The sequence below is a fragment of the Actinomyces capricornis genome, assembly GCF_019974135.1.
GTDB classification, from domain to species: domain Bacteria; phylum Actinomycetota; class Actinomycetes; order Actinomycetales; family Actinomycetaceae; genus Actinomyces; species Actinomyces capricornis.
In genome coordinates, this window is the sequence record NZ_AP025017.1 from 981,481 (window position 1) to 1,005,644 (window position 24,164).

Below are 24,164 nucleotides of genomic sequence, written 5' to 3' on the forward strand. Positions count from 1 at the left end.
CGGATCGTGGGGCGCTCCTGCACCGGGGGCGCCCCACGATCGTCTGCGGGGCGGGCGGGCAAGCCCTCGACGCAGGCTCAGCCCTCGACGCAGGCGGTCACCGAGCTGGAGGACTTCCCGTCCTCGCGCAGGCTGTAGACTTCCAGGCAGGTGCGCCCCAGGTCTCCCTCCACGGTGACGGAGGTGTCCTTGGTGGACTCCAGGGGGGTGTCCTGCCCGGCAATGACCTGCCGGTACAGGTAGCGGCCGCTCCAGTCCTCGCTGGGCGCCTGCCAGGTGAACACCACCGAGCCGTCCTCGTTGACCCTCCCCTCCAGGCCGGTGGGCGGGGCCACCTCGGCCTCGACAGGGCTGACGGCCGGCGGGGCGATGGTCTCGAAGGTGCTGGGCGGCTCCGCGCCGCCACGCAGCTTGGCCCAGCCCATGGCGCCGATGATGACCACCAGGGCGATGACCAGCATCCCGCCGATGACGATGCGCAGGCGGCCGGGCTCGGCCAGCTCCGCCTCCTCCTCGGCCTCACGGCCCCGGTACTGGGAGGAGGCCGGGGAGTGGGCCGCGGGCGGGTCGTCCACGCGCATGGCGATGCCGTCGCTGGTGACCTCCACGCGGCTGAAGACGCCCATGTGGGTGGCCTCGTCGTCCTCCTCCGTGCGGGCGCTGCGCGTCGCTGCGGTGTCCGCCTCGTGGAACAGGTCGACGGTGGTGATGGGCAGGTCGAGCTCGGCCTGGACCTGCTGCAGGGCGCGCGCGAAGGCCAGGGCCGTGGGGTAGCGGGAGTCGGGGTTCTTGTCCATGGCCACCGAGAGCACCCGGTGGAGGGAGGGGGGCGCGTCCTGGCGCCCCAGGGGAGGCAGGGGGTCCTTGACGATGCGGCGGGAGAGCTCATAGACGTCGGGGACGCCGTCGAACTCGAAGGGGCTGCGGCCCGTGAGCATGGCGAAGGTGGTGGCGCCCAGGGAGTAGACGTCCGAGGCGGGGTTGGCCGAGCGCATGCCCACCAGCTGCTCGGGCGGGGCCCAGGGCACGCTCATGCCCCGCAGCTCCTCGGAGCCCTCCGGGCCGCTCATGGCCGAGATGCCGAAGTCGGAGAGCACCGGGCGGCGGTAGGTGGTGAACAGGATGTTGGCCGGCTTGATATCCCGGTGGACGATGCCCGCGCGGTGCGCGGTCTCCACGGCGCCGGCGATCTGGATCGCGGTGGACAGGGACTCGGGGACGTTAAGCGGCCCCTCCCGCAGGATCGCCCCGAGCTGGGGCGGGGGGCAGTACTCCATGACCAGGAAGGGGTGGCCATCGGTGGAGACCCCCGCCCCGTAGATGGACAGGATGGCCGGGTGCGAGGAGACCCGGGCCATGAGGTTGGCCTCGGACTCGAAGCGGCTGGCCGTCCTGTCCTCCACATCGGCGTTCATCACCTTGACAGCGACCTCGCGGCGGGGCATCTGCTGCTCGAACAGGTATACCGTCGAGTAGCCCCCCGCCCCGAGGTCGCTGAGATAGGTGAAGCCCGCGATGACCGGGGGCGTCCCGTGCGGCTCCAGCATCAGGGCAGATTCTCAAAGGTGAGGGTCTGGCCATCGCCTAGATCGAGCACGTCCCCGCTGCGCAGGAGCACGGGGTTGGAGGCCGCCAGCCGCACAGAGGGCTCTCCGGCGCGGTTGAGAATGGTGCCGTTGCAGTTGCCCAGGTCCTGGGCCAGCACGCTCCACGCATCCAGCTCGATGAGGATGTGGTTGCGGGAGACCAGCTGGTTGGGGCTGGGGATCTGCAGGGTGCGCACCGGCACGTCCGCCACGGAGGCGACGTCGGAGGCCACCGGCCCTCGACCCACCAGGACGGGGCGGTCCAGGGCGATGGCCTCCCCCGAGGAGGTCACCATCTGGCCCAGCGGCGGGCAGGCCACCGACTTGGCCGGGCGGTTGAGCTCGGCCCCGCACTCCCGGCAGGTCGTGTAGTTGGTCGGGTTGGGGTGCCCCTGGCCGCAGACCGCGGAGAGCACGATGCGCACGGCATCGGGCTCGGCGGGCGTGACCACGGGCAGGGCCTCCTCGACCTCCTTCTCGGGGCCTCCGATGAGGCTGACCAGCTGGCCCACCAGGTCCTCGGGCAGACCGGCGACGGTGTGGCCGTCGTGGTCGCCGAAGCGGGGGGCCTCCTGGAGCAGCACCGCGGATGCCGGCGCCCTGCCCGTGCCGTCGGTGGCCTCAGGGCCATCGATCGGCGCGGCCACGGGGTCGCGCCGGGTGCCGCGGGGGGAGTCCCCCGGCTCATCGGGGGTGACCCCCTGGTTGAGCAACTCGGCGCGCAGCTCCTTGGACAGGTCCTCCGGCAGGCTGGCGATGGTCCGGCCATCGTGGTCCCCGGGGCGCTCGACGGCGTTCTGGCCCACCCCCGCGGGGGAGGCCTCCATCTCCAGGGCCCCTTCCAGGGTCCCGGCCCCGTCGTCCTCGCCCTGACCGGGCGGGGGCGGCGGGGGCACCAGGTCCGAGGCCGGCGGATCGGCCTGCGGCTCCACGGGGAGCTCGCCCAGGGGCACGGAGGCCAGGGGGTCCTCCTGCGAGGAGCTCGCCGCGAAGGCCAGCTCCTCGGCAGTGGGCTCGCCGGGGGCCTGCCACGCCTCGGTGCCGCTCAGCTGGGCGGCACCGTCAGCGGGCTCCTCGCGCCGCTCGTCCTCCACGAGGAAGTCGGGCAGCTCGACGGGCAGAGGGCTCGGAGCACCGGCCGGTGAGTCCGCCTCCACCGGCTCCACGGGCTCGGCCGACTCCTCCACGGCCTGCGGCTCGGCGAAGGCGGCCGCGAAGGCCTCGGCGGCCTGGGGGCTCGCGCCGGGCTCACCCAGCACGGCGCCATCGACCTCGCCGAGGTCGCGGGCCTCACCGGCGACCTCGGGGGTCGCCTCGGGCTCAGAGTCGAGCCCCGTCCCGGCCGCCTCGTCGGAGGCGAGGAAGGCGGCCGCGGCCGGGTCCTCAAGGCCCGGGGTGCTGTGGTCCCGGACCTGGTCCCGCAGCTCCTCGTCCTCCACCGCGATGGGCTCGGGGGATGCGGCGGCGCCGTGGTCCTCGGACTGCTCAGCGCCGTGCCGGCCCTCAGCAGTCCCGGTGGTCCCAGGGATGGCCTCGTCGACCTCATCGGCCTCGGTCTCGGGGCTCTCATCGAGCCCCGTGGCCTCGGCGTGGGGCGCCTCGGCTGCGGAATCGACGGCATGGTCGCCGTCTGCACTGGTATCAGGACCCGTCTGGGGCAGCTCGCCGGTCAGGGCGAGGGCCGCGGCGGCCTCGGCTCCACTCTCCGCGGGCTGGGCGGCCACTGCCGCTGCGGGGGAGTCCTCGGCGCTCTCAGTACTCTCGGTCCACTCATTGCTCTCGGCGCCGGTCTCGACGCCGCTGTGGTGCTCAGGTTCCGGGGAACCGGCACGATCGGGGTCCTCGTCCTCTCCGTCGTCGGTCTGGTCCCGGCCGCCCTTGATGATGAGGCGGCTGGCGCAGACGACGGCGTCGGAGGCCGGGCGCAGGATGGGGCCGGCCTTCTCCGGGGTCTTGGCCACGACCGAGGTCGGGGAGGTGAATGTGGTCTCAAACCACGTGGTGATCCCGGCGGCGTCCACGGGACGGCCATCGACCTCGACCTCCGCCTCACCGCGGAGGGCCATGTGCAGGACGTCGGGCGTGGTCACGGCCAGGACGAAGTCCGGGATCGCTCCCAGACGCCCACCCATGCCCATGACCAGCTCGTCCAGAGCGTGGGTCAGGGATCCTTCGTCGCTACGCAGCAGCCACCACAGGCGCTCCGTCAGGTCCTGGGGGACCGAGGGGGGCAGCAGCATCACGGCACGGTCGGTAATGACACCGTTCCATGAGCCCTCGGCCCACCACACGACGTTGTTCGAGCTGTCGGTCATCTTCTTCTCCTCAACGGACGACGCATACTCCGTCACCCAAGTATGCCTGCCGTCCGCGGCCCACGTGACCCTGCTGCCCGGCAGCGAGACGGCGAACGCCCGTATCGCTCTCTATATGCGTGCCGTTCGTGGAGCCCAGATCTGTGATGTACACACCATCTGGGGCGGGCAGGACGAGCACGTGGGTCTTGGATACCGAGTCATCGCCTTGCAGAACGGCGACGAGCTGGGCGCCGGGATGATCGCGGAGGGGTGAAGGGCGCCGGCCTAGGACCAGAGGCCCGGAGACAGGAATCACAGCGCCGTCGAAGACCAGGGAGCAGGTCACCCCCGAGGAGGCCCGGGAGGACAGGAAGACCGTCCCGGCCATCCGATCGAACCAGGTGCGGTGCTCCCCGAGCATGATGCTGCGCGCCCACAGCGCCAGCGCCACTACTCCGGCCGTGGGCACGAAGGCCAGGAGCACGAAGGCGACATGGGCCACGGCCGCCCAGCCCGGGGCGGCCGTGGGGTCCCCCACACGCCGTAGCCGCACGCCGGCGATCAGCCCGCCCGGGGAGGCCCCGGTACGGGCCATCATGAGAGTCATCACAGCGATGAGCAGGGCGCAGGCGCCCAGGGCCACGGGCACTCCACGGCCCACAGCCCATGTGAAAAGTGCGAGAATGAGACCCAGATCTATGAGGGCACGGCCGATGCGCCCGCCCGTCGTGGCAGGCATAATCGTCGCATGGTGCTCTCGGGCTCTCATAGGACAGACATAGTAGGGGTCTGGGCGACTAGAGTGCATCGGACAAGAGTCTCGGAAGGAGCACAACGTGCAGATCGCTGTCACGCCTGATCCCCAGCGCTGGGTGATCATCCCGCCCTTCCCGCCTCCCGGGTGGGCGCGGGAGGAGGCGCGGCACCGCAGTGCCCACCTGGGCGTGACCGGACCTCAGTGGCGCTCCGAGCTGGAGTCCCTCCTCGACGAGCTCCAGGCCATGGAGCGCCAGGGGCGCTTCGCCCGGCTCATGCACATCGACGACGTCGCCAACCCGCCCTTCGTGGTGGACCTGAGTCTGGAGATCGCCGGTGACGACGGCTCCAAGGAGGGCCGGCGCGCCACCCAGCGGGCCCTCATCGCCACGATGATCCCCGAGGCCGAGCCCACGCGGCTGCGCCCGGGCCACGACATGGCCGGCTTCTCGGCCTTCGGGGAGGACTCCGGCGCCACCCAGGGCGCGGTGGTCCTGCGCCTGGCCGGACTGCCCACGGTCCCAGTCGACCTGGTCATGCGCCTGTGGGGCGCCTCAGCCACGAGCATCGCCCCCCACCTGGAGGACCTGGTGGAGCTGGCCCGCCAGGTGGCGCCCGTGTAGGCCGCGCCCCCGCCTCCTGCGATCCCTGAGTTCCCCTCCGCTCCCGAGCCCCTCCCCCGCACCGGGCCCCGGCCGCGCCCCGAATGCACCACGGCTCAGCGGCGCGCGGCCGTGCGGGGGCCTCAGCGGCTGTGCCGGTAGCTGTCTGCAGCGGGTCTCAGCGCTGTCTCAGCGATCGGATTCGAGTGCCTCAATGGCCCCGGCGGCCTCCAGCCACTGCTCCTCCAGGGCGGCGTGCTCGGCCTCGGCGGCCGCCGCCTCGCGCCCCAGCTCGGCGAGCTCGCCCACCCGGGAGGGGTCGGCGGAGACCTCCTCCAGGCGGGCGTGGAGCTCCTCGATGGCGCTCTCGGCCCGCCGCATCCTGCGCTCGATGCGCGCCAGGGCCTTGCCCGCCTCGCGCCGCAGCGCCCCGGGCGCCGCACCGCTCCCGGCCGCAGTGGCCGGGGCGCCGTCAGCGGTACCGGTGGTGCCCTGGACGCCGGTGGAGCCCGTCGCGCCGGTGCCACCAGCTCGGCTCCGACCCGCTGCCGGCGCCTGCGCGCCGAAGCCGGCCTGCCTGCGCAGCTCCAGGTACTGCTCGACGCCCCCGGGCAGGGCGCGCAGGTCGCCGTCGCCCAGCAGGGCCATCTGGTGGTCGGTGACCCGCTCCAGCAGGTAGCGGTCGTGGGAGACCACGACGAGCGTGCCGGGGAAGGAGTCCAGGATGTCCTCCACGGCGGCCAGGGTGTCGGTGTCCAGGTCATTGGTGGGCTCATCCAGGAGCAGCACATTGGGCTCGGTCATCAGCAGGCGCAGCAGCTGGAGGCGGCGGCGCTCCCCGCCGCTGATCTCCCCCACGCGCGTCCAGGCGCGCTGGCGGGTGAAGCCCAGGCGCTCGACGAGCTGGGCGGCGGTGAGCTCCTGGCCGCCCACGCTCACCCGCTCCCCCACCATGGACACCGCCTCGACCACGCGCTTGTCGGCCAGGGCGTCGAGCTCGTGGGTGGACTGGGACAGGGCGGCCACCGCCACGGTCGCCCCGCGGCGCACCTGCCCCTGGCTGGGCTCCTGGGTGCCCTCCAGCAGCCGCAGCAGGGTGGTCTTGCCGGCGCCGTTGACCCCGACGATGCCCACCCGCTGCCCCGGTGCCGTGCGCCAGGTCACGCGGCGCAGCACCTCGCGCTCGCCGCCGTCGGCCTGCGGGTAGCGCACGGTGACGTCCTCCAGGTCGATGACCCTCTTGCCCAGGCGCGCGGTGGCCATGGCGGTGAGCCTGACCGTGTCGCGCGGGGGCGGGACATCGGCGATGAGGGCCTCGGCGGCGGCGATGCGGAAGCGGGGCTTGGAGGTGCGGGCGGGGGCGCCGCGCCGCAGCCAGGCCAGCTCCTTGCGCAGGAGGTTGTCCCGCTTGGCGGCGGCCACGGCCGCCTGGCGGGCCCTCTCGGCCCGGGCCAGGACGTAGGCGGCGTACCCGCCGTCGTAGGTCTCGATCCTGCCCGGCACCTGGGGACGCCCGCCCCCGGGGTCGACGCCGGGGACGACCTCCCACACATGGGTGCACACGGCGTCGAGGAACCAGCGGTCATGGGTGACGGCCACCAGCGCCCCGGCCTGGCGCGGGCCGCTGAAGCGGCGGCCGAGGTGGCCGGCGAGCCAGTCCACCGCCTCGACGTCGAGGTGGTTGGTGGGCTCATCGAGGATGAGGATGTCGGCCGGGGCGGTGAGCACGGCGGCCAGGGCGACGCGGCGGCGCTGGCCGCCGGAGAGGGACCCCACCGGGGCGTCGAGGTCCAGATCGGCCAGCAGTCCTGCGTGGATGTCGCGCACGGCCGCCTGGGAGGCCCACTCGTGCTCCGCGGCCCGGCCATGGACGGCGCTGCGCACCGTGGCGGAGGGGTCGATGCTGTCGGCCTGGTCGAGCATGGCCACGCCCGCCCCGCCGGCGCGGGTGATGCGACCGCCGTCGGGCTCGCGACGGGCGGCCAGGGCGGACAGGAGGGTGGACTTGCCGGCGCCGTTGGGGCCCAGCACCCCCACCCGGGTGCCGTCCTCGATGCCCAGGGTCACGCCGTCGAGCAGGATCCGGGAGCCCACGACGATGCGCAGGCCCTCCACGCCGAGCAGGTGGGCCATCAGCCCACCACCCGGGCACCGGCGACGGGGGCGTCGACCCTCAGCGTCCGGGAGCACAGCCCGCCCGCCTCCAGGGCGCGGCGCACGCGCTGGGCGCCGGCCGCGTCCTCGACCAGGGCCACGACGGTGGGCCCCGAGCCCGAGACGATGGCCCGCAGGGCGCCGGCCTGCTCGGCCAGGGCGATGACCTCGGCCAGCTCGGGGCGCAGGTCGAGGGCGGCGGCCTGGAGGTCGTTGTGCAGGTGGGGGGCCAGCGCCCGGGGGTCCCCGGCGCGCAGGGCGGCGGTCATGGCCTCGGGGACCTCCTGGGCGATGGGCGCCGGGCCCTGGCCGCTGAGCTCATCGAAGCGGCGGAAGACCTCGGGGGTGGACAGCCCCCGCTCCTGGAGGGCGATGACCCACTGGTAGGAGCCGCGAGTCATCAGGGGGGTGACCAGGTCGCCGCGGCCGTGGCCCACCGCCGTGCTGCCGATCAGGGGAAAGGGCACGTCGGCGCCCAACTGGGCGGCCAGGGCGGCCAGCTCGCCGGGACCCAGGCCCGTGCCCCACAGGGTGTTGCAGGCCACGAGGGCGGCGGCGGCGTCGGCCGAGCCCCCGGCCATGCCCCCGGCCACCGGGACCCGCTTGCGCAGCAGCAGGTCCACCCCCTCGCTCACGCCGGTGGCCTGGGCCAGGAGGCGGGCGGCGCGCACCGCGAGGTTGGTCTCATCGGTGGGGACGGCGTCGTCGGGCTCCTCCAGGGTCAGGGTGATGTCCTGCCGGGACTGGGAGGGCTGGCGGCGCGCGGTGACGGTCTCGATGAGGCGCACCGCCTGGAAGACGGTGGTCAGGGGGTGGTAGCCATCGGGGCCGGGGGCGCCCACGGACAGGAAGAGGTTGACCTTGCCCGGCGCCTCCACGCGCACCGAGGCCGCCGAGCCGGAGCGGGGCGGGACGGGCTCCGGCCCGCAGGGGACCGAGCGCAGATGGCTCATCGGGGCTCCTCTCCGGCCCGGGGGCCCTCCTGGGCGCCCCGGGCGGGGCTCTGGTCGGGCTGGTGGATGGGCGGGCAGGCCGGCTCCTGGGCGGGCGGCCCCTGGGACCCGCCGGGAGCGAGGTCGTTGAGGGCCTCGGCCAGGACGGCGAAGGCCTCGACGTCGAGCCTCTCGCCCCGCTGGGCGGGATCGATGCCCGCGGCGCGCAGCGCCGCCTCGGCCCGATCCGTCCCGCCGGCCAGGGCGGCCAGGGCCTTGCGCAGGGTCTTGCGGCGCTGGGAGAAGGCGGCGTCGATGACGGCGAAGACCTGCTCGCGCGAGGCGGTGGTCGCCGGGGGCAGGCGCCGGGTGAGCTCGACCAGGGCGGAGTCCACGTGGGGCACGGGCCAGAAGACGTGCCGGGAGATGGTCAGGGTGCGGCGGGCCTGGGCGTACCAGGCGGCCTTGGCGCTGGGCACACCGTAGGTGCGCGAGCCCGGCGGGGCGGCGAGGCGGTCGGCCACCTCGGCCTGGACCATGACAGTCAGCCGCTCCAGGCTCGGCAGGGCCTCCAGGGCGGTGAGCACGAGGGGCACGGCCACGTTGTAGGGCAGGTTGGCGACCATGAGCGTGGGCCGGGCCCCGCCCAGGTCGGCGGGGCCGCTGATGCCCAGGGCGTCGGCCTCGATGAGCCGGAGGCGCCCGGCGGCCTGCGGCATGCGATCGGCCACGGTCACGGGCAGGGCCCGGGCCAGGGCGGGGTCGATCTCGACGGCGACGACACGGGCGCCGGTCTCCAGCAGGGCCAGGGTCAGGGAGCCCAGGCCCGGGCCGACCTCCAGCACGCAGTGCTGGGGCCCCACCCCGGCGCTGCGCACGATGCGGCGCACCGCTGCGGCGTCGTGGACGAAGTTCTGCCCCAGGGTCTTGGTGGGGCGGATGCCCAGGGCCCGGGCCAGCCCCCGCACCTGAGTGGGCCCCAGGAGCCCGCTTCCCACGGTGGAGCCCTCCTCGGGGGCGCCCTGGGGGGAGGGTCCGCTCATGACGATGCCTGCCTCGATACCTGCTCGGTGGGTGCTGTGTGCTCAGCCTTCTGCGCTAGGGCCGCGCATGCGCGCGCGGCCCCGCAGTCGCGCCAGGAGCACGGTAGCACTGACCCCTGAGGCCATCCCCTGCCCGGTGGGGCGGCCGGGGTGTCGGGGCGGGCGCGGCGGCGGGCTCAGAGCAGGCCGAGCTTGGCAGCGCAGTGGGGCCACTGCCCCCATCCGGCGCGCTGCTGGAGCATCTGGGCGCGCATGGTCTGCTCCTCGGCGCTGGCGTCGGAGGGCAGGCCGGTGCCGCCCACCGACTGCCAGGTGGACAGGGAGAACTGGTAGAGGCCGTAGTAGCCGTTGCCGGTGTTGGTGCTCGGGTTGCCGCCCGACTCGCACTGGGCGAGCTGGGCCCAGACCCCCGAGTCATCCGCCGAGGCGCCACCGGAGCCGCCGCTGGAGGAGCCGGAGTCCGAGGAGCCCGAGTCCTGGGAGGGCGCCTGGGGGGACGGCTCGGCCTCGCCCTTGGAGGTGGTGGCCCCGGAGTCGGGGGCCGCAGTGCTGGGGGCGGGGGTGGACTGGGCCTTGCCGGTGCCCACCAGGACGACCTCGTCGACCCTCTGGGTCAGGACCACGGTGGAGACCGGGGTGCGGGAGACCTCCTGGCCGTCGACGGTGGTGACCTCGTAGACGGTGCGGGTCACGCCGTCGACGCCCTGGGTCTCGACCCGGGTCTCGCCCGTGGGGAGCTCGTCGGTCTCCTTCTCCACGGTGGTGTGGGCCTCGGTGACGTCCTCGGTGACCATGGTCACCGAGGAGGAGGGGGCCTCAACGGTGAGGGCCTGGCCGGTGGGAGCGGCCTCGGCCTCCCCGCCCAGGGCCGCGCCCGCCAGGGTGGCCTGCTCGGAGGAGTCCCCGCCAGCCACCTGGACGGCGGCGTAGGCGCCCCCGGAGACGATGAGGGACAGGCCGGCGGCCATGAGGGCGGAACGGGTGAGCATGGAGGTGCGGCGCGGCTCGCGCACCGCCTCGCCGGCGCCGCTGGGGGCCTCGGCCTCGGTGGGGAAGGGGGTGGGAGGCTGGGGGGCGGTGTTGTCCATGGGGGCCACGGGGTCTCGTCCTTCTGGTCGGCAGTGGCGCCCACCGTAACGGACATGTCTCAACCCGGGCAATGCCGCCCATCACACGCCCTGGGCGGCCTCAGGCGGCCCTGGGCGCCCCGGGCCGCCCAGGCGCGAGACCCGTGCCGGCGGGTCGCCGGCACGGGCCTCGCGATGTCAGTCGCTGCGACGGCAGTCGCTCAGCGGCTCAGTACCAGCCCACGGCCTCGGAGTGGGCCCAGGCGCCGCAGGGGCTGCCGTAGCGCTCGGAGATGTAGCCCAGCCCCCAGGTGATCTGGGTGGTGGGGTTGGTCTGCCAGTCGGCCCCGGCAGCCGCCATCTTGTTGCCGGGCAGGGACTGGGGGATGCCGTAGGCGCCCGAGGAGGGGTTCTCGGCCTGGTAGTTCCAGTTGGACTCCCGCTCCCACAGGCTCACCAGGCAGGAGAACTCCGAGTCGTTCCAGCCGTAGCCGGCCATCATCGACTTGGCGATGGCCTGGGCCCCGGCCGCGTCGGTGCCCGCCTCGGCGACGGGGGCGGGGGCGGGTGCGGCCTCGGCGGGCGCCTCAGCGGCGGGAGCCTCCGCCGGGGCCTCAGGGGTGGCCTGCTGCTGGGCGCCGGTGCCCTTGAGAACGACCTCATCGACCTTCTGGGCGACCACGACGGTGGACACGGCCTCGCGGGAGACCTCCTGACCGCCCACACTGGCCACCTGGTAGGTGGTGCGCGTCACGCCGTCGACGCCCTCGGTCTCGACCTTGGTCTCACCCGCGGGCAGGGAGTCGGTCTCCTTCTCCACCGTGCCGTGGGCCTCGGTGACATCCTCGGTGACGGTGGAGAACTGGGTGCTCTCGCCCTCGACGGGGGCCGGGGCGCCCGCCTCGCTGCCGCCGCCCTGGACCTCGCCCCGGGCCTCGCCGCCCAGCGCGGTCAGCGAGCCGGCGCTCACGCCGCCCTCGCCCTCGTCCTGGGCGAGCACGGCGGCGTAGGCGCCACCGGAGACCGCCAGGGACAGCACGGCGGCCGCACCCCCGGCGCGGAAGAGCATGGGGCTCAGCGGGGTCTTGGCCGGCCCCTCGGCGCGACGGCGCCCGTGCCCCCCGGTGGCGGTGCCCCGGGACAGGGACCGCGAGGCCAGGGAGCCGAGCTCCACCAGGGTGGTGTTCAGCGAACTGGTCTGGGAGTGTCGACCCACGATGTCATTCCTTCGGTAGACGGCTCGTGCCACCGTAACGGATCGTTCGGGGATCTGACTATGCGTCCCCTCACAGCGTTGACGGCTTGTGACTGAACCGTGCAGATCTCAACTGACTCCCACCTGGTGCGAACCTGAGATCATGCTGAGGGTTGATGATCGCGGTGCCGCTCTCCGCCCGCGGGCGGCCACCACCCGTAGACCTCCTGGGTGGTGGCCTGGAGCCTGGCGCACAGGCCCTCCAGGTCCCGCCCCCTGAGCTCGGCCAGGAATCCCACGGTGGCGCCCATGAGGTAGGAGGCGTTGGGCCGCCCCCGCCAGGGCTTGGGCGGCAGGTAGGGGGCGTCGGTCTCCACCAGGAGGAGCTCCTCGGGCAGGCGGCGCACGGCGGCGCGCAGCCCCTCATTGGCGGGGTAGGTCACAGGACCGGCGATGGAGGCGTACCAGCCGTGCTCGGCGCAGGCCCGCGCCAGCTCCTCCCCTCCGGAGAAGCAGTGGAAGACGGTGCGGGCCGGGGCGCCGTCGGCCTCCAGCACCTCCACGCAGGCGGCGTGGGCGTCGCGGTCGTGGATCTGCAGGGGCAGGTCGAGCTCCTTGGCCAGGGCGATATGGGCGCGGAAGGACTCGCGCTGGACCCGGGCGCCGCGCTCACCGGTGCGGAAGAGGTCCATGCCGGTCTCCCCCACGGCCACCACGACCTCGCGGTTGGCGGCGATGGTGGCCTCCAGGCGGGACAGGGCCTCGTCCAGGCCAGTGGCGTGGTGGTCCTCGAGGCGCGGCTCCAGGCCGTCGGGGCCCACCTCGCGCACCCCCGCGTGGCTGACAGCCTCATTGGGGTGGATGGCCAGGGCCACGCGCACACCCTCCAGGGCGCGGGCCAGGGCCAGGCTGGGCTCCCAGGCGGGCAGCTCGCAGGCCGAGGTGAGGATCCGGGTCACCCCAGCGGCCCGGGCCCGCTCGACCAGCTCGGCGGCGCCGAGCGGGTCATGGGAGCCCGGCCCCGCCGACTCCCCGGGATAGGGCAGGTGGGCGTGGTTGTCGGTGACCGGCCCGGGCAGGGGGGCGACGGCGTCGGCGGGCGGCCAGGAGCGGTCGCGCCGGGAGCGGCTCACCGCGCCCTCCCCTCTGTCGTGCCTCCAGTGCCTCCGGGCCCCATCAACGCTCTCCTCATCGTGCCCGGGCACCTCAGGCCCCGGCGTCGGGCAGGGTGGCGGCGTAGCGGGCCAGCTCCTCCTCCACGATGGACTCCTCCAGCTTGGTGAACACGGGGGCCGGCTTGGCCACCGCGGCGCCCACGGTCACCGGGTGGCGCCGCCAGGCGGGGGCGTCGGAGTAGTCCCCAGTGATGATGGGGTAGCCGCTGCGGCCCTCGAAGGCCTCGGGCAGGGCCTGGTGGTCCAGCTCCTCGGCCTCCTCGATGCGGGGCATGGGCGCGATCCGGCCCTCCCCGCCCAGGATGCGGTCCACGGCATTGGCCGAGTGGGGCAGGAAGGGCGAGAGCAGGAGGTTGAGGTCGGACACCGCCTGGGCCAGGGTGTGCAGGATCGTGGACAGCCGCAGCCAGGCCTCGGAGCCCTCCTCGCCCTTGAGCTTGAACGGCTGGGTGTCGGCCACGTACTTGTTGGCCTCCCCCACCAGGCGCATGGCCTCACCCAGGGCCGCCTTCTGGCGGTGGCGGGCGATGAGGCCCCCCACGGTGGTGAAGCCGGCCTCGATGGCCTCCAGCAGGGCCCGGTCCTCCTCCTGGAGCTCATCGGGGGCGGGGATGGCGCCGAAGCGCTTGTGGATCATGGAGGCGGTGCGGTTGACCAGGTTGCCCCAGCCCGCAACGAGCTCGCCGTTGGTGCGGCGCACGAACTCCGCCCAGGTGAAGTCGGCGTCGGCGGTCTCGGGGCCGGCGGCGCAGATGAAGTAGCGCAGGGCGTCGGCCTGGTAGCGCTGGAGGAAGTCGCGCACGTAGATGACGATGCCATGGGAGGAGGAGAACTTCCTGCCCTCCATGGTCAGGAACTCGCTGGAGACCACCTCGGTGGGCAGGTTGAGCACGCCCAGCTCGCCGGGGGCTCCCCCGCGCTCGCCCTGACCATTGTGGCCCAGGAGCTCGGCGGGCCAGATCTGGGAGTGGAAGACGATGTTGTCCTTGCCCATGAAGTAGTAGGACAGGGCCTCGGGGTCGTTCCACCAGGCGCGCCAGGCCTCGGGGTCCCCGCTGCGCCGCGCCCACTCGATGGAGGCCGACAGGTAGCCGATGACGGCGTCGAACCAGACGTAGAGGCGCTTGGTGGGCCGGTCCTCCCAGCCCGGCACCGGGATGCCCCAGTCGATGTCGCGGGTCATGGCGCGCGGGCGGATGTCGTCCAGGAGGTTCTGGGAGAACTTGATGACATTGGGGCGCCAGGTGCCCGAGGACTCGCGCTCATCGAGCCAGGCGCCCAGGGCGGCGGCCAGGGCCGGCAGGTCGAGGAACCAGTGGGTGGACTCCACGAACTCGGGGGCCTCGCCATTGATGCGCGAGCGCGGGTCGATGAGGTCGGTGGGGTCGAGCTGGTTGCCGCAGGTGTCGCACTGGTCCCCGCGGGCACCGGCGGCGCCGCAGATGGGGCAGGTGCCCTCGATATAGCGGTCGGGCAGGGTGCGGCCGGTGGAGGGGGAGATGGCCGAGCGGGTGACCTGCTGGACCATGTAGCCGTTGTCCCGCACGGTGCGGAACATCTCCTGGACCACGGCGTAGTGGTTGCCGGCCGTGGTGCGGGTGAACAGGTCGTAGGACAGGCCCAGGGCAACGAGGTCCTCGACGATGAGGCGGTTGTTGCGGTCGGCGAGCTCGCGGGCGCTGATCCCCTCCTCGTCGGCGGCCACGAGGATCGGGGTGCCGTGCTCGTCGGTGCCCGAGACCATGAGGACGTCGTGGCCCGCCATGCGCATGTAGCGGGAGAAGACGTCCGAGGGGACGCCGAATCCGGCGACGTGACCGATGTGGCGGGGGCCGTTGGCGTAGGGCCAGGCGACCGCGGAGAGGATGTGCGTCATGGGCCATAGCCTATCCGCTCGGCACTCGGGGTCCGTATGGTGTCCTCAGCGGCACCGCCCACGGGCCGCCGCCCCGCCGGCGGGTCCGGCCCTCCTGCACGGGCCCGGCCCAGCCCGCAGCCGTGAAGCACAGCGTCAAGGAAGGTCGTGCCGATGACTGATCCCCACCACGACGTCCAGTCGGGCCATGTCCCGGGCACTCCCGTGCACGACCAGTACGCCGCCACAGCCGCCTACCCCCAGGGGCATGTCGGCTCCCTGGGCGGGCCCTTCCAGGAGGGGGCGCCCCCGGCGGGCTCCGCGAGCGCGCCGGAGGGGGCCAGCGCGCCGATTCCGATGGGCTCGCCGGTCCCGGCTGCAGCACCGGCCGCATCTCAGCAGCCTGCGGCACCGGCAGTGCCGCAGGCACCGGCGGCCTCGAGCGCCCCTCCTGCCGGCGCACCGGGGCTGGCCCAGCCCCCGGGGGCGCCGGGCTCGCCGTGGCTGCAGGGGCAGCAGGCCCCACAGGCCCAGCCCAGTGGCGGCGTCGGGTACCCGCAGGTGGGCTATCCGGGTGACGCCTCCGCGCCGGCCGTGGGCCGGCCGGCCGGCCACCCCGCCACGGGGGGATCGCCGTCGGGGCACCCCTCGGGCTACCACCAGACCTCCCCCTACACCTCTTATCCGGGGCATCCCCAGGGCGCCGGGCCCGCGCAGCCCGCCTACCAGCCCTCGGCCGTCTCGGCGCAGCAGCCCTCCGCCTACCAGGCGGTGCCGGCCTCGCCCTACCAGGCGGCCCCGGCCTACCAGCCGGCGCTCCAGCCCTCAGCAGCTTCGGCGCAGCTGCCCCCCTACCAGGGCGCGGCCCTCCCGGCCGCGGGCACCGGGCAGCCGTGGGCCGCACCGCCGGCCCAGGCGCCCCAGCCCTCCCACCCGACCCCCGCACCGGCGGCGCGGCGCACCAGGGGCCCATCGATCGTCATGGGGGTCGGGGTGCTGCTGATCCTCGCGGGCCTGGTGATCATGACGTGGTCCTACTGGACGTACTTCAGCGCGGAGAGCGCTTTCACCGAGATCAGCGCCACGGGCGCGGTGCGGGCCGAGCTGAGCGCCGGGGAGGAGTACGGGCTGTACCACACCTCGGGGGAGCCGCCGCAGTGCACGGTGAGCGACCCCGATGGCCAGGAGGTCAGGATCATCGATCGGCACGACGTCAAAGTCCATGACTACCTGCATTTCGCCACCTTCAAGGCCGAGGCCTCGGGCTCCCATGTCATCTCCTGCGAGAGCAGCCCCGGCGACTCGGTATGGGCGAGCATGCTGATCAACCGGGGCGACATCGAGCACACCCCGATGATCTTCTTCTTTGGGGCAGCGCTGGCATTGGTGGGCTTCGTCCCGGTGATCGTCGGCTCGGTGGTGCGCATGCGCCGCAACAGGGCCTTCCTGCGGGCCCTGGCCGCCTCCTCCGCCCCTGGCGGCCCGGGCCAGTTCCACCCCGGCCCCTAACCCCTTCTTTTCGACAATTTGCATGAGATCGTACTTCTCCGGGCCTGGAGAAGTACGATCTCATGCAAATTGTCGAAAGGTTCAGGGGGAGGTGGTGAGCTCGACCCCGGCCTGCGCCAGGGCGGCGCGGGCGGCGGCCCCCTGCTCGGGCGTCACGGGCGCCGTCAGGTCGGTCATCACCCGCACCCGATAACCACGGGCGGCACCGTCCAGGGCGGTGTCCTTGACGCAGTGCGACTCGGCCAGGCCGATGACATCCAGATCGGTGATCCCCTCAGCCGCCAGGATCCGCTGCAGGCTGGTGCCGCTGTCGTCCACACCCTCGAAGCCCGAGTAGGCGGCCGAGTACTGGCCCTTCTTCACCGCCACATCCACCTCCACCTCGGCCAGTGCCTCGTGAAGATCGGCCTCCCGAGTGCCCGCCACCCCGTGCGGGGGCCAGGTGTCCACATAGTCCGGTTCCTCGGAGAAGTGGCGGCCCGGGTCGATATGCCAGTCCTGGGTGGTCACCACCATGTCGTAGTCCTCACGGTGGGCGGTGGCATAGGCGGCCACCCTCCGGGCGACGTCGTTGCCCCCGTTCACGGGCAGGGCACCGCCCTCGCAGAAGGTGGGCTGAACATCGACGATGACGAGGGCGCGGCGGCGAGGCTGTGCGGTCATGCCCCGAGCCTAACGGTGCGGCCGCCTCGGCGCGCCCCGATCAGCCCCGGGGTGCCCCCGACTGATCCGCCTGATCCGCGCCTACTCCTGGCGCAGCGCCAGCGCCTCGCGGTAGACCTCATTGGGGCGCAGCCCCGCCTCCCGGGCGGCGCGCCCCGCCGCATCCTTGAGCCGCAGGCCCTGGTCGGCCAGGGCCAGGGCCGCGCGCGCCGCCTCCCGGGGGTCGGCCGCCTCAGGCCGGGCCCCGGCGACGACGAGGACCACCTCCCCCAGCACACCGGCCTCGGTGGAGCGGGCCAGCTCCCCCAGGGTGGCGCGGCGGACCTCCTCATGGGTCTTGGTCAGCTCCCGGCACAGGGCCGCGGGGCGGTCCTGGCCCAGGATCTGCGCCATCATCGTGACCGTCTCATGCACGCGGCGGGGGGACTCGAAGAGCACCATGGTGCGCTCCTCGGCGCTCAGGGCCGTGATCGCCCGACGGCGCTCCCCCGCACGGCGCGGAAGGAAGCCCTCGAAGCAGAAGCGGTCCGAGGCCAGGCCGGACAGGGCCAGCGCGCTCAGTACCGCCGAGGGCCCGGGGGCCACGCTCACCTCCACCCCGGCCTCCACCGCCGCCCGCACCAGGCGGTACCCGGGGTCGGAGACCGAGGGCATGCCGGCGTCGCTGACCACCAGGACGCCCTGGCCCGCGCGCGCCGCCTCGATGAGCTCACCGGCGCGCTGGCGCTCATTGTGCTCATGGAGGGAGACCACACGGCCGGTGATCTCCACCCCGAGCCGCTGGGCCAGGGCCCGCAGGCGGCGGGTGTCCTCGGCCGCGATGAGCCCAGCGCCGCCCAGCGCCGCCCGCAGGCGGGCACTGGCGTCGGCCGCATTCCCGATGGGGGTGGCCGCCAAGGTGATGACGCCGGGCCGCAGGCTGTCGGGAGAGCGGTCGGCAGCGCCGTCGTACCCGCCGTCGGAGGCCCTGTCAGAGGCGCTGTCAGGAGCGCTGTTCAGGACCCGGGCCCCGCCAGTAGCGCCGTCGGGAGGGCCGTCGGTGTCACTGCCGCGCCCCCGGGGAGGAACGCTGGCAGCGGATGGAGCGGCATCATTCATGGGATCAGTATGGCGCTGCCCCTAGACTCGCAGCGTGACAAACCCCAGTGCGCTGTCCCCCGATACGCCCGCTCAGGCCCAGGCCCCCGCCCAGCTGCAGGAGGAGGAGCAGGACCCGTACCCATCGAAGGAACCGGTCACGGCCCGGGAACCGGACCCGCAGGAGCCCGCCCCCACCCGCACCGAGAACGAGCTGCGCCGGCGGCTGGGACTCGACCCCCTGGAGTGGGCCCTGCCGCGGGCGGTGAGGATCCGGGGCTGGGTGGCCACCGGCGTCGTGGGTCTCATCGCGGCCCTGACCCGGCTCATCGGCCTGAGTCATCCCAGCACACTCATGTTCGACGAGATCTACTACGTCAAGGACGCCTACGCGCTGTGGACGGTGGGCTATGAGGCGCAGTGGGCCGAGGGCTCCGACGCGCTCTTCGCCGCGGGCGATTTCTCGGGGATGTCCGCCGAGCCCAGCTATGTGGTCCACCCCCAGTTCGGCAAGTGGCTCATCGGCCTGGGCATGCAGGTCCTGGGGGCCGACTCGCCCTGGGGGTGGCGGATCGTGCCGGCCATCGCCGGCATTGCCACGGTGGTGCTGCTGGCGCGACTGACCATGCGCCTGACCCGCTCCCCCCTGCTGGCGGGGCTCGCCGGGCTGCTGCTGGCCATCGACGGCGTGGGGATCACCGAGTCGCGCATCGGTCTGCTGGATGTCCTCATCGGGTTCTTCGCCACCCTGACCCTGTACTGCCTGGTACGCGACCGGGAGTGGTCGCGGGCCAGGCTCGCCCGCGACCTGAGTGGCACCGCCGCCAACCACCTGGCCCCCGGCGCGCATCTGCGCCCCTGGTTGTGGGCCACCGGCGTCAGCCTGGGCCTGACCTGCTCGATCAAGTGGTCGGGCCTCTATCTTCTGGCGGTGGTGGGCATCCTGGTGGTGGTGTGGGATACGACGGCGCTGCGCCAGGTCCGCACCAAGGCGTGGCTGCTGGAGGGGGTCGTCTCGCGCGGCTTCGGCGATTTCATCCGCCTGGTGCCCACGGCCCTGGTGGTCTACGTGGCCCTGTGGTGGTCCTGGTTCGTGCACGACAAGGCCTATAAGCACGGGTGGGCCGCCGAGCAGCGGGCCAGTGGCTCCCCGATGCGCTCCTGGCTGCCGGACTCCCTCAACGACCTGCTGGAGTACCACCAGTCCATGTACAGCTTCCATGTGGGCCTGGACTCCAAGCACCCCTATGAGTCCACGCCCGCGGGCTGGCTGCTGCAATGGCGGCCGACCTCCTTCTACTGGCCCTCGGAGGAGGAGATGGCCGGCGCCTCCTGCGGCGCCTCGCGCTGCGTGCAGGCCATCACCTCCATCGGCAATATCCCCATCTGGTGGGCGGCGATCCTGGGCCTGGTGGTGGTCCTGGTCATGGGCATCGCGGGCCGCGACTGGCGCGCCTGGGTGCCACTGGCCGGCTACCTGGGCCTGTACGTCCCCTGGTTCCAGTACCCCGACCGCACGATCTTCACCTTCTACACCGTCGCCTTCGTGCCCTTCGTAGTGCTCACCCTGACCCTGGCCCTGGGGCAGGCGACGGGGATGCTGCGACCCGTTCCCGGCTCCCGGGAGGACCGGCAGGAGGAGGCCGCCCTGGCGGCCGGATGGGTGGGCCCGGGACGACCGGCCCCGCGCGGGATCATCGCCCGTTTCCTCGGCTTCGGCCCGCAGGCCACTGCAGCCGGCAGCCGGCTGCCCGACGACGGCGCCCCCACCGACGGAGAGCGCACCGACGACGAGCGCACCGACGATGCCGACTCGGCCCCCGACGGCGTCGCAGTGCGGGAGTCCTCCGCTCAGGCCCCCGCTGATGGCTCTGCTGATGCCCCCACTGATGCTATGGACGGCTACCCCACGGCGGGCGCGTCCCTGGAGGCCGAGGAGGTCAAGGAGCCTGAGGGCGCCGATGAGGCCGAGGCCGACAACGACCGGCAGGACGGCTCGGGCGCGGCCCGGGTGCCAGGGGTGACAGGCAGGATCCTGCGGGCCCTGTCCCCCCAGTGGACAGGCGTGCCCACCTGGCGCCTGCGCCCCGAGGGACTGCTGCTCACCGCCGTCGTCGTTGCTCTCGCCGTGGTCTTCGCCGTGCTGTGGTGGCCCCTGTGGACCGGCCAGACGGTGTCCTACGACTTCTGGCGCATGCACATGCTCCTGGAGTCCTGGATCTAGATCATGGGTCCTCAGATGGGTGTCGAGGGCTCCTATGACGGCTGCGCAGTGCCGTCCCGCGACGCCCGCCCCTGCCCTACCCCAGCATCACAGAGAGGAGTCCCCCTCCCATGACACTCCGGGCAGAACGCTCGGCCCAGGGCTGTGAGGCCGATGCGCTGGAGCGCGCCCTGCGCCGTCAGGCGCGGCGCAGCCAGGCGCTTCTGGTGCTCTCGGCCCTGCTCTCATGCCTCCTGGTGGCGGCAGCGGCGCTGGTCATCGTCATCGATCCACTGGATGAGCCGCTGCTGCGCGCCGCCGCCTCGGCCTTCTTCTTCCCCTTCGCCGCGGTCATCCTGCACCGGTACAAGGCGGCGGCGGATCGCATGCACCTGGCGCCGATCACCCGTAACCAGCTCCCCGAGGTCCACCGGATCCTGGAGGAGCTCTGCCGGGAGGCGGGCCTGAGCCGCACCCCACGGCTCTTCCTGACCAAGGATCCCAGCATCGACCCATGCACGATGACCCCGGGCCTGCGCCCCCACCTCGTCCTGGGCACCGACTTCCTGGCGGGCTGCCGTGAGAACGGCACGCCCGAGGCGCTGCGCTTCATGCTCGCCCACCAGGTGGGCCATATGGTCCTGAACCATCACACGAGGCGCTGGCTGTGGCTGTCCACCGCGATCCTGGGCACGCCGGTGCTCCGGGGCGTGTTCATCCGCCTCCTTGAGTTCAACGCCGATCTGTGGGCGGCCAGGGCCGTGCCCGAGGGCGCGGAGCGGGCCCTGGCCCTGTGCGCCGTCGGCAAGGACAACTACCCCTACCTCCATGGCGCTGAGCAGGCCGAGCACTGGGAGACCCGTCGGGACGTCCTGGGTCAGGTGGCCTACCTCTCGGCCACGCAGGTCTCAGCCGCCGAGCGAGTGAGCCAGCTGCACCGCCACGGGCTGCGCCTGCGCACCTCGCTGCACTGATCGGGGCGCACGGGTGCACCGGCCCGCCGCCGGCACCTGGGCCGCTGGCGCGGTGCGCCTTCCTACGGCGCGGTGGAGCCTGGCCCGCACGGGCGGGTCGGCCCCGAGCACGTAGGCCGGGCAGCGCTTCTCGGTGGAGCCTGGCCCGCACGGGCGGGTCAGTGGGAGGCGCGGAGGCGGGCGGCCTGCCGCTCCTCCTTTCGGAAGCGCTCCCACTGCTGGCAGGCGCGGGCCGACATCGCCAGGAGTGCCAGGACGTTGAGCGCCGTGGAGACGATGAGCCCCCAGGAGGCCTGACGCACCCCGATGGCGAGGACCTGCGTCATCATGTTGGTCATGTTCAGGGTCAGGAGCACCATGAGTGCGATGCGGCACCGCGGGTGCCCCAGCCAGGTGGCGATCGCCAGGATGATGGTGACGATCATGATGACCCCCGCGAGGACGACCATGGCTGCGGCGAAGGCCTCCCCGGTCTGCGTACCGTCGGAGGCCCTCACCTCGCCGATGGCCTGGGAGAACGCACCGCCCAGGAAGAAGGTCACGAAGTCGTTGATGACCATGAGCGCCAGCAGCACGATGGCCCCGATGAGCTCGGGCGGGCGGCTCCGGCGCGCCCCGGCCTCCTCCTGGCGGGCTCTGGCGAGCTCGGCATCGTGCCGGGGGCTCTGCGGGCCCGGGACCACCTCGCTGAGGTCGAGGACGTAGAGGTCGCCGTCGGTGATGATGCGGTCACCGCCGCCGTTCTTGTCGTGGTAGGCGGTGAAGTAGTCGTTCCAGATCTCGAGCTCGGCCGCACTGCTGGCCCAGCGCACGTCGTCGACGACGTAGTCGCGCTCGATATCGATATCGGCGTCGATCTTGTGGGTGACTTGGAAGGTGAGGGCGGAGAAGCCCACGGAGCGGTCGTAGGTGGCGCCCGCCAGCCAGTCGACCTGCTGGCCTCCGGGGAGCAGCCAGTTGTCCGGGGTGCGCCAGAAGCGGATGTGGTGGCGCTGGGCGGGGTTGCCCTCGACCTCCTTCTGGTAGGCGAAGTCCTGCTTGCGGCCGAAGAGCATGAGGTCGGAGACCGGCGCTGCGGGATAGGAGCGGCGCATGACGGAGGAGACGATGATGCCCCAGGAGGAGCGCAGCGTGATGGGGTCGGCGCGCACCCAGCCCGCTGCGGTCATCGCCTCATGGATGTCCTCCTCCTCGCCCCGCAGGGCGAGGTTGACGGGGTCCCCAAGGAGGCCGTCGGCGGTCCGGGTACGGCCGATGAAGTAGTCGGGCACGTAGAGCCAGGTGAGAACCTGGTGCATGCGGGGCAGGGCCAGGTAGGCCAGGACTGCCCAGAAGCAGATGACGCCGACGACGAAGCGGGCGCTGAGGTGCCATCCTGAGCCGAGCAGCAGCCACGCCAGCCACAATGTGCCCAGAGCGGCGATAGCGAAGAACACGGCGTCGATGACATCGTCGATGCTCCAGGGCCGGGCGTCGGACATGGAGAGTTTGTCCGAGCTGGTCCGGTAGACGGGCCTAGTGGAGGGCCGGGGCCGAGTGGTGGGCCTGGCCTGCGAGACGCCGGGAGAGCCGCTTTGCGAGGATGCCATCATGCGCCCAATCTATAACTCCGGTGCTGGCACCGGCATGATGACGGCGCCGGTGGACCGGGAGCACCAGACGCTACAGCATCCTGCCGTGCACGTCCCATTGCCCCTGGGAGGCGGCACGGAGGGCCTCCATACGGCGGAATCCCACGGCGTGGCTAGACAGGAGGTTGACGATGCGCAGCCAGATGCCATCCTTGTGGGTGGTCATGGAATGCATGTACTCATCGAGGTCCATGCGCGCACCCATGTGCTTACCCGCGTAGAGGATACGGGCCACCTCCAGGGCTCCATGCGGACTGACGAATGCCGCCGTCCGATCGGCGGTGTACTCCTGGGCGCGGGTCAGGGAGGTATCGAGCCTGAGCAGTGCCAGCGCCGGGTGCAGAATCGTGCGCCAGATACTGACGTGCCCGCACTTGATGTGAGCGAGCTCGTGGGCGAGCACGAATCTCAGGCCCTCGATGTTCCCGTGATCGTAGGCGGTATCGACCAGATCACTATGAAGGACGACGTAGCCCCTCGTGACAGCGCATTTGCTGGCGAAGGCGTTCATGACCCCGTTACCGTTGACGAGGTAGACGCGGGGGATGCGGTCGTTCGCGCGGGGTGCGTCCGCGGTGAATCCCATGACGGGGAAGAGCTCCTGGAGCAGGCCCCAGATCTCGGGGAACTGCTTGCTGGTGACCTCCACACCGTTGGCGATGGTGCTCCAGTACTGGAAGCGGATGAGGATGAACGCCGCGAATGGCGCCAGGAAGAGGGCAGGAATGACCCCGCTGAGGTATCCCGGCAGCTCCTGGCGATGAAGCAGGAGGACGATCGCTGCCACGATGAGGGCGACGTTGAGGAGCAGCGCGAGCACGATCATCGGTACTTCAGCGCGGTGCCTGAGCGCTGAGACCGAGGGCAGCCGCCTCGCTGTTGACGGCGGTTCGCTCTCACTCCTGGACGCGGGCATGGCCCCGTCATGCCCGGCGCCGACGCGCCGCGCAGCCTGATCGTCAGCCGCGCTCTGAGAGCCTGGCATCGTTGCTCCATTCGCAGACAGTGTGGGATGGCGAAGGGTGGGGATGATACCGGCCCCGCACGCCCCTTTTTTTTGTGGTGGGGTGTGCGGGGCCGTTGTGGTGTGTGCTCGGTGGTGTCCTACTCTCCCGCACCCTGGCGGGTGCAGTACCATCGGCGCTGGCTGGCTTAGCTTCCGGGTTCGGGATGGGTCCGGGCGTTTCCCTGCCGCTGTGACCACCGAGACGTCTATAGGGTGGGCCGCTGTGTGGTGGGTGGGCCCTTGGGTCACCCTCCCTGCCTTTTTGGTGTGCCTTGTGTGGGCGGCGGGGGGTGGTGGTTGGTCGTCTATAGTGTTATGTGGTGTGATCCGGGTGTTGTCCCGGGGGGTGTGCCCCCACACACGCACTCGCATTCTCTTGCGCGGGTGTGTGTGGGTGGTTGGGTTGGTTGTGGACCGTATAGTGGGCGCTTGGTGTGTG

The 24,164-nt window shown here is 72.6% G+C and carries 18 protein-coding genes and 1 rRNA gene; 4 read left to right on the forward strand and 15 right to left on the reverse strand.

Annotated elements, in window-relative coordinates:
* Nucleotides 1-77 precede the first annotated feature (77 nt).
* The 3 genes from MANAM107_RS03915 to MANAM107_RS03925 are packed head-to-tail and all read right to left on the reverse strand — an operon-like array spanning nt 78 to nt 4,526.
* Nucleotides 78-1,547, reverse strand: a complete 1,470-nt coding sequence (locus tag MANAM107_RS03915) for a serine/threonine-protein kinase (protein ID WP_223911373.1) — start codon at nt 1,545-1,547, stop codon at nt 78-80.
* Nucleotides 1,547-3,901, reverse strand: coding sequence for an FHA domain-containing protein (locus MANAM107_RS03920; RefSeq protein ID WP_223911376.1), 2,355 nt, complete (start codon nt 3,899-3,901; stop codon nt 1,547-1,549). The genes MANAM107_RS03915 and MANAM107_RS03920 overlap by 1 nt, the downstream gene beginning before the upstream one ends.
* Nucleotides 3,902-3,911: 10 nt before the next feature.
* Nucleotides 3,912-4,526, reverse strand: a complete 615-nt coding sequence (locus MANAM107_RS03925; protein WP_223911379.1) for an FHA domain-containing protein — start codon at nt 4,524-4,526, stop codon at nt 3,912-3,914.
* Nucleotides 4,527-4,719: 193 nt separating this feature from the next.
* Between MANAM107_RS03925 and MANAM107_RS03930 the strand changes: the two genes are divergently transcribed.
* Complete coding sequence (locus tag MANAM107_RS03930) at nt 4,720-5,262, forward strand: hypothetical protein (RefSeq protein WP_179900247.1); 543 nt, start codon at nt 4,720-4,722, stop codon at nt 5,260-5,262.
* A gap of 168 nt (nt 5,263-5,430) precedes the next feature.
* Here MANAM107_RS03930 and MANAM107_RS03935 read toward each other — a convergent pair whose 3' ends face one another.
* The 7 genes from MANAM107_RS03935 to metG all read right to left on the reverse strand — a co-directional run bounded on the left by MANAM107_RS03935 (nt 5,431) and on the right by metG (nt 14,683).
* Complete coding sequence (locus MANAM107_RS03935) at nt 5,431-7,374, reverse strand: ABC-F family ATP-binding cassette domain-containing protein (RefSeq protein WP_223911382.1); 1,944 nt, start codon at nt 7,372-7,374, stop codon at nt 5,431-5,433.
* Nucleotides 7,374-8,348, reverse strand: a complete 975-nt coding sequence (locus MANAM107_RS03940) for a 4-(cytidine 5'-diphospho)-2-C-methyl-D-erythritol kinase (protein WP_223911385.1) — start codon at nt 8,346-8,348, stop codon at nt 7,374-7,376. Before MANAM107_RS03940 ends, MANAM107_RS03935 begins: the two co-directional genes overlap by 1 nt.
* Nucleotides 8,345-9,370, reverse strand: a complete 1,026-nt coding sequence (gene rsmA, locus MANAM107_RS03945) for a 16S rRNA (adenine(1518)-N(6)/adenine(1519)-N(6))-dimethyltransferase RsmA (protein ID WP_223911388.1) — start codon at nt 9,368-9,370, stop codon at nt 8,345-8,347. Before rsmA ends, MANAM107_RS03940 begins: the two co-directional genes overlap by 4 nt.
* A 176-nt stretch (nt 9,371-9,546) precedes the next feature.
* Nucleotides 9,547-10,458, reverse strand: a complete 912-nt coding sequence (locus MANAM107_RS13170) for a resuscitation-promoting factor (protein ID WP_308443652.1) — start codon at nt 10,456-10,458, stop codon at nt 9,547-9,549.
* Between the two features lie 208 nt (nt 10,459-10,666).
* Entirely contained in the window at nt 10,667-11,653 is a 987-nt protein-coding gene (locus MANAM107_RS03960; RefSeq protein ID WP_223911391.1) for a G5 domain-containing protein, read from the reverse strand.
* 140 nt (nt 11,654-11,793) lie between these two features.
* Nucleotides 11,794-12,765 carry a TatD family hydrolase gene (locus MANAM107_RS03965; RefSeq protein ID WP_223911394.1) on the reverse strand — a complete coding sequence of 324 codons (972 nt, stop codon included), beginning with the start codon at nt 12,763-12,765 and terminating at the stop codon, nt 11,794-11,796.
* Between the two features lie 73 nt (nt 12,766-12,838).
* Complete coding sequence (gene metG, locus MANAM107_RS03970; protein WP_223911397.1) at nt 12,839-14,683, reverse strand: methionine--tRNA ligase; 1,845 nt, start codon at nt 14,681-14,683, stop codon at nt 12,839-12,841.
* Nucleotides 14,684-14,836: 153 nt separating this feature from the next.
* Here metG and MANAM107_RS03975 point away from each other — a divergent pair, with 153 nt between their 5' ends.
* Complete coding sequence (locus MANAM107_RS03975; protein ID WP_223911400.1) at nt 14,837-16,171, forward strand: hypothetical protein; 1,335 nt, start codon at nt 14,837-14,839, stop codon at nt 16,169-16,171.
* Between the two features lie 81 nt (nt 16,172-16,252).
* Here the strand turns inward: MANAM107_RS03975 and MANAM107_RS03980 are convergent, their stop codons facing one another.
* Entirely contained in the window at nt 16,253-16,834 is a 582-nt protein-coding gene (locus tag MANAM107_RS03980; protein ID WP_223911403.1) for an isochorismatase family protein, read from the reverse strand.
* Between the two features lie 81 nt (nt 16,835-16,915).
* The gene (gene rsmI / locus MANAM107_RS03985) at nt 16,916-17,932 is read right to left on the reverse strand and encodes a 16S rRNA (cytidine(1402)-2'-O)-methyltransferase (RefSeq protein ID WP_223911406.1); all 1,017 of its coding nucleotides are present in this window, start codon (nt 17,930-17,932) and stop codon (nt 16,916-16,918) included.
* A gap of 34 nt (nt 17,933-17,966) precedes the next feature.
* Between rsmI and MANAM107_RS03990 the strand changes: the two genes are divergently transcribed.
* Entirely contained in the window at nt 17,967-20,135 is a 2,169-nt protein-coding gene (locus tag MANAM107_RS03990; RefSeq protein ID WP_223911416.1) for a dolichyl-phosphate-mannose--protein mannosyltransferase, read from the forward strand.
* Nucleotides 20,136-20,245: 110 nt separating this feature from the next.
* Nucleotides 20,246-21,088, forward strand: a complete 843-nt coding sequence (locus tag MANAM107_RS03995) for a M48 family metalloprotease (protein ID WP_223911420.1) — start codon at nt 20,246-20,248, stop codon at nt 21,086-21,088.
* 158 nt (nt 21,089-21,246) lie between these two features.
* On the opposite strand, the gene MANAM107_RS04000 is transcribed toward MANAM107_RS03995, so the two are convergent.
* The 3 genes from MANAM107_RS04000 to rrf form a co-directional block, all read right to left on the reverse strand.
* Entirely contained in the window at nt 21,247-22,569 is a 1,323-nt protein-coding gene (locus tag MANAM107_RS04000) for an LssY C-terminal domain-containing protein (RefSeq protein WP_373314084.1), read from the reverse strand.
* Between the two features lie 181 nt (nt 22,570-22,750).
* Complete coding sequence (locus MANAM107_RS04005; protein ID WP_223911425.1) at nt 22,751-23,545, reverse strand: M48 family metallopeptidase; 795 nt, start codon at nt 23,543-23,545, stop codon at nt 22,751-22,753.
* 265 nt (nt 23,546-23,810) lie between these two features.
* A 5S ribosomal RNA gene (gene rrf / locus MANAM107_RS04010) occupies nt 23,811-23,927 on the reverse strand.
* Nucleotides 23,928-24,164 lie beyond the last annotated feature (237 nt).

Bases quoted from the DNA above. Each gene is read 5' to 3' on its own strand.
- MANAM107_RS03920 (WP_223911376.1), bottom strand. From the start codon at position 3,901: ATGACCGACAGCTCGAACAACGTCGTGTGGTGGGCCGAGGGCTCATGG.
- rsmA (WP_223911388.1), bottom strand. From the start codon at position 9,370: ATGAGCGGACCCTCCCCCCAGGGCGCCCCCGAGGAGGGCTCCACCGTG.
- MANAM107_RS04005 (WP_223911425.1), bottom strand. From the start codon at position 23,545: ATGATCGTGCTCGCGCTGCTCCTCAACGTCGCCCTCATCGTGGCAGCG.
- MANAM107_RS04000 (WP_373314084.1), bottom strand. From the start codon at position 22,569: ATGTCCGACGCCCGGCCCTGGAGCATCGACGATGTCATCGACGCCGTG.
- MANAM107_RS03975 (WP_223911400.1), top strand. From the start codon at position 14,837: ATGACTGATCCCCACCACGACGTCCAGTCGGGCCATGTCCCGGGCACT.
- MANAM107_RS03915 (WP_223911373.1), bottom strand. From the start codon at position 1,547: ATGCTGGAGCCGCACGGGACGCCCCCGGTCATCGCGGGCTTCACCTAT.
- metG (WP_223911397.1), bottom strand. From the start codon at position 14,683: ATGACGCACATCCTCTCCGCGGTCGCCTGGCCCTACGCCAACGGCCCC.
- MANAM107_RS13170 (WP_308443652.1), bottom strand. From the start codon at position 10,458: ATGGACAACACCGCCCCCCAGCCTCCCACCCCCTTCCCCACCGAGGCC.
- MANAM107_RS03935 (WP_223911382.1), bottom strand. From the start codon at position 7,374: ATGGCCCACCTGCTCGGCGTGGAGGGCCTGCGCATCGTCGTGGGCTCC.
- MANAM107_RS03940 (WP_223911385.1), bottom strand. From the start codon at position 8,348: ATGAGCCATCTGCGCTCGGTCCCCTGCGGGCCGGAGCCCGTCCCGCCC.
- rsmI (WP_223911406.1), bottom strand. From the start codon at position 17,932: ATGAATGATGCCGCTCCATCCGCTGCCAGCGTTCCTCCCCGGGGGCGC.
- MANAM107_RS03995 (WP_223911420.1), top strand. From the start codon at position 20,246: ATGACACTCCGGGCAGAACGCTCGGCCCAGGGCTGTGAGGCCGATGCG.
- MANAM107_RS03980 (WP_223911403.1), bottom strand. From the start codon at position 16,834: ATGACCGCACAGCCTCGCCGCCGCGCCCTCGTCATCGTCGATGTTCAG.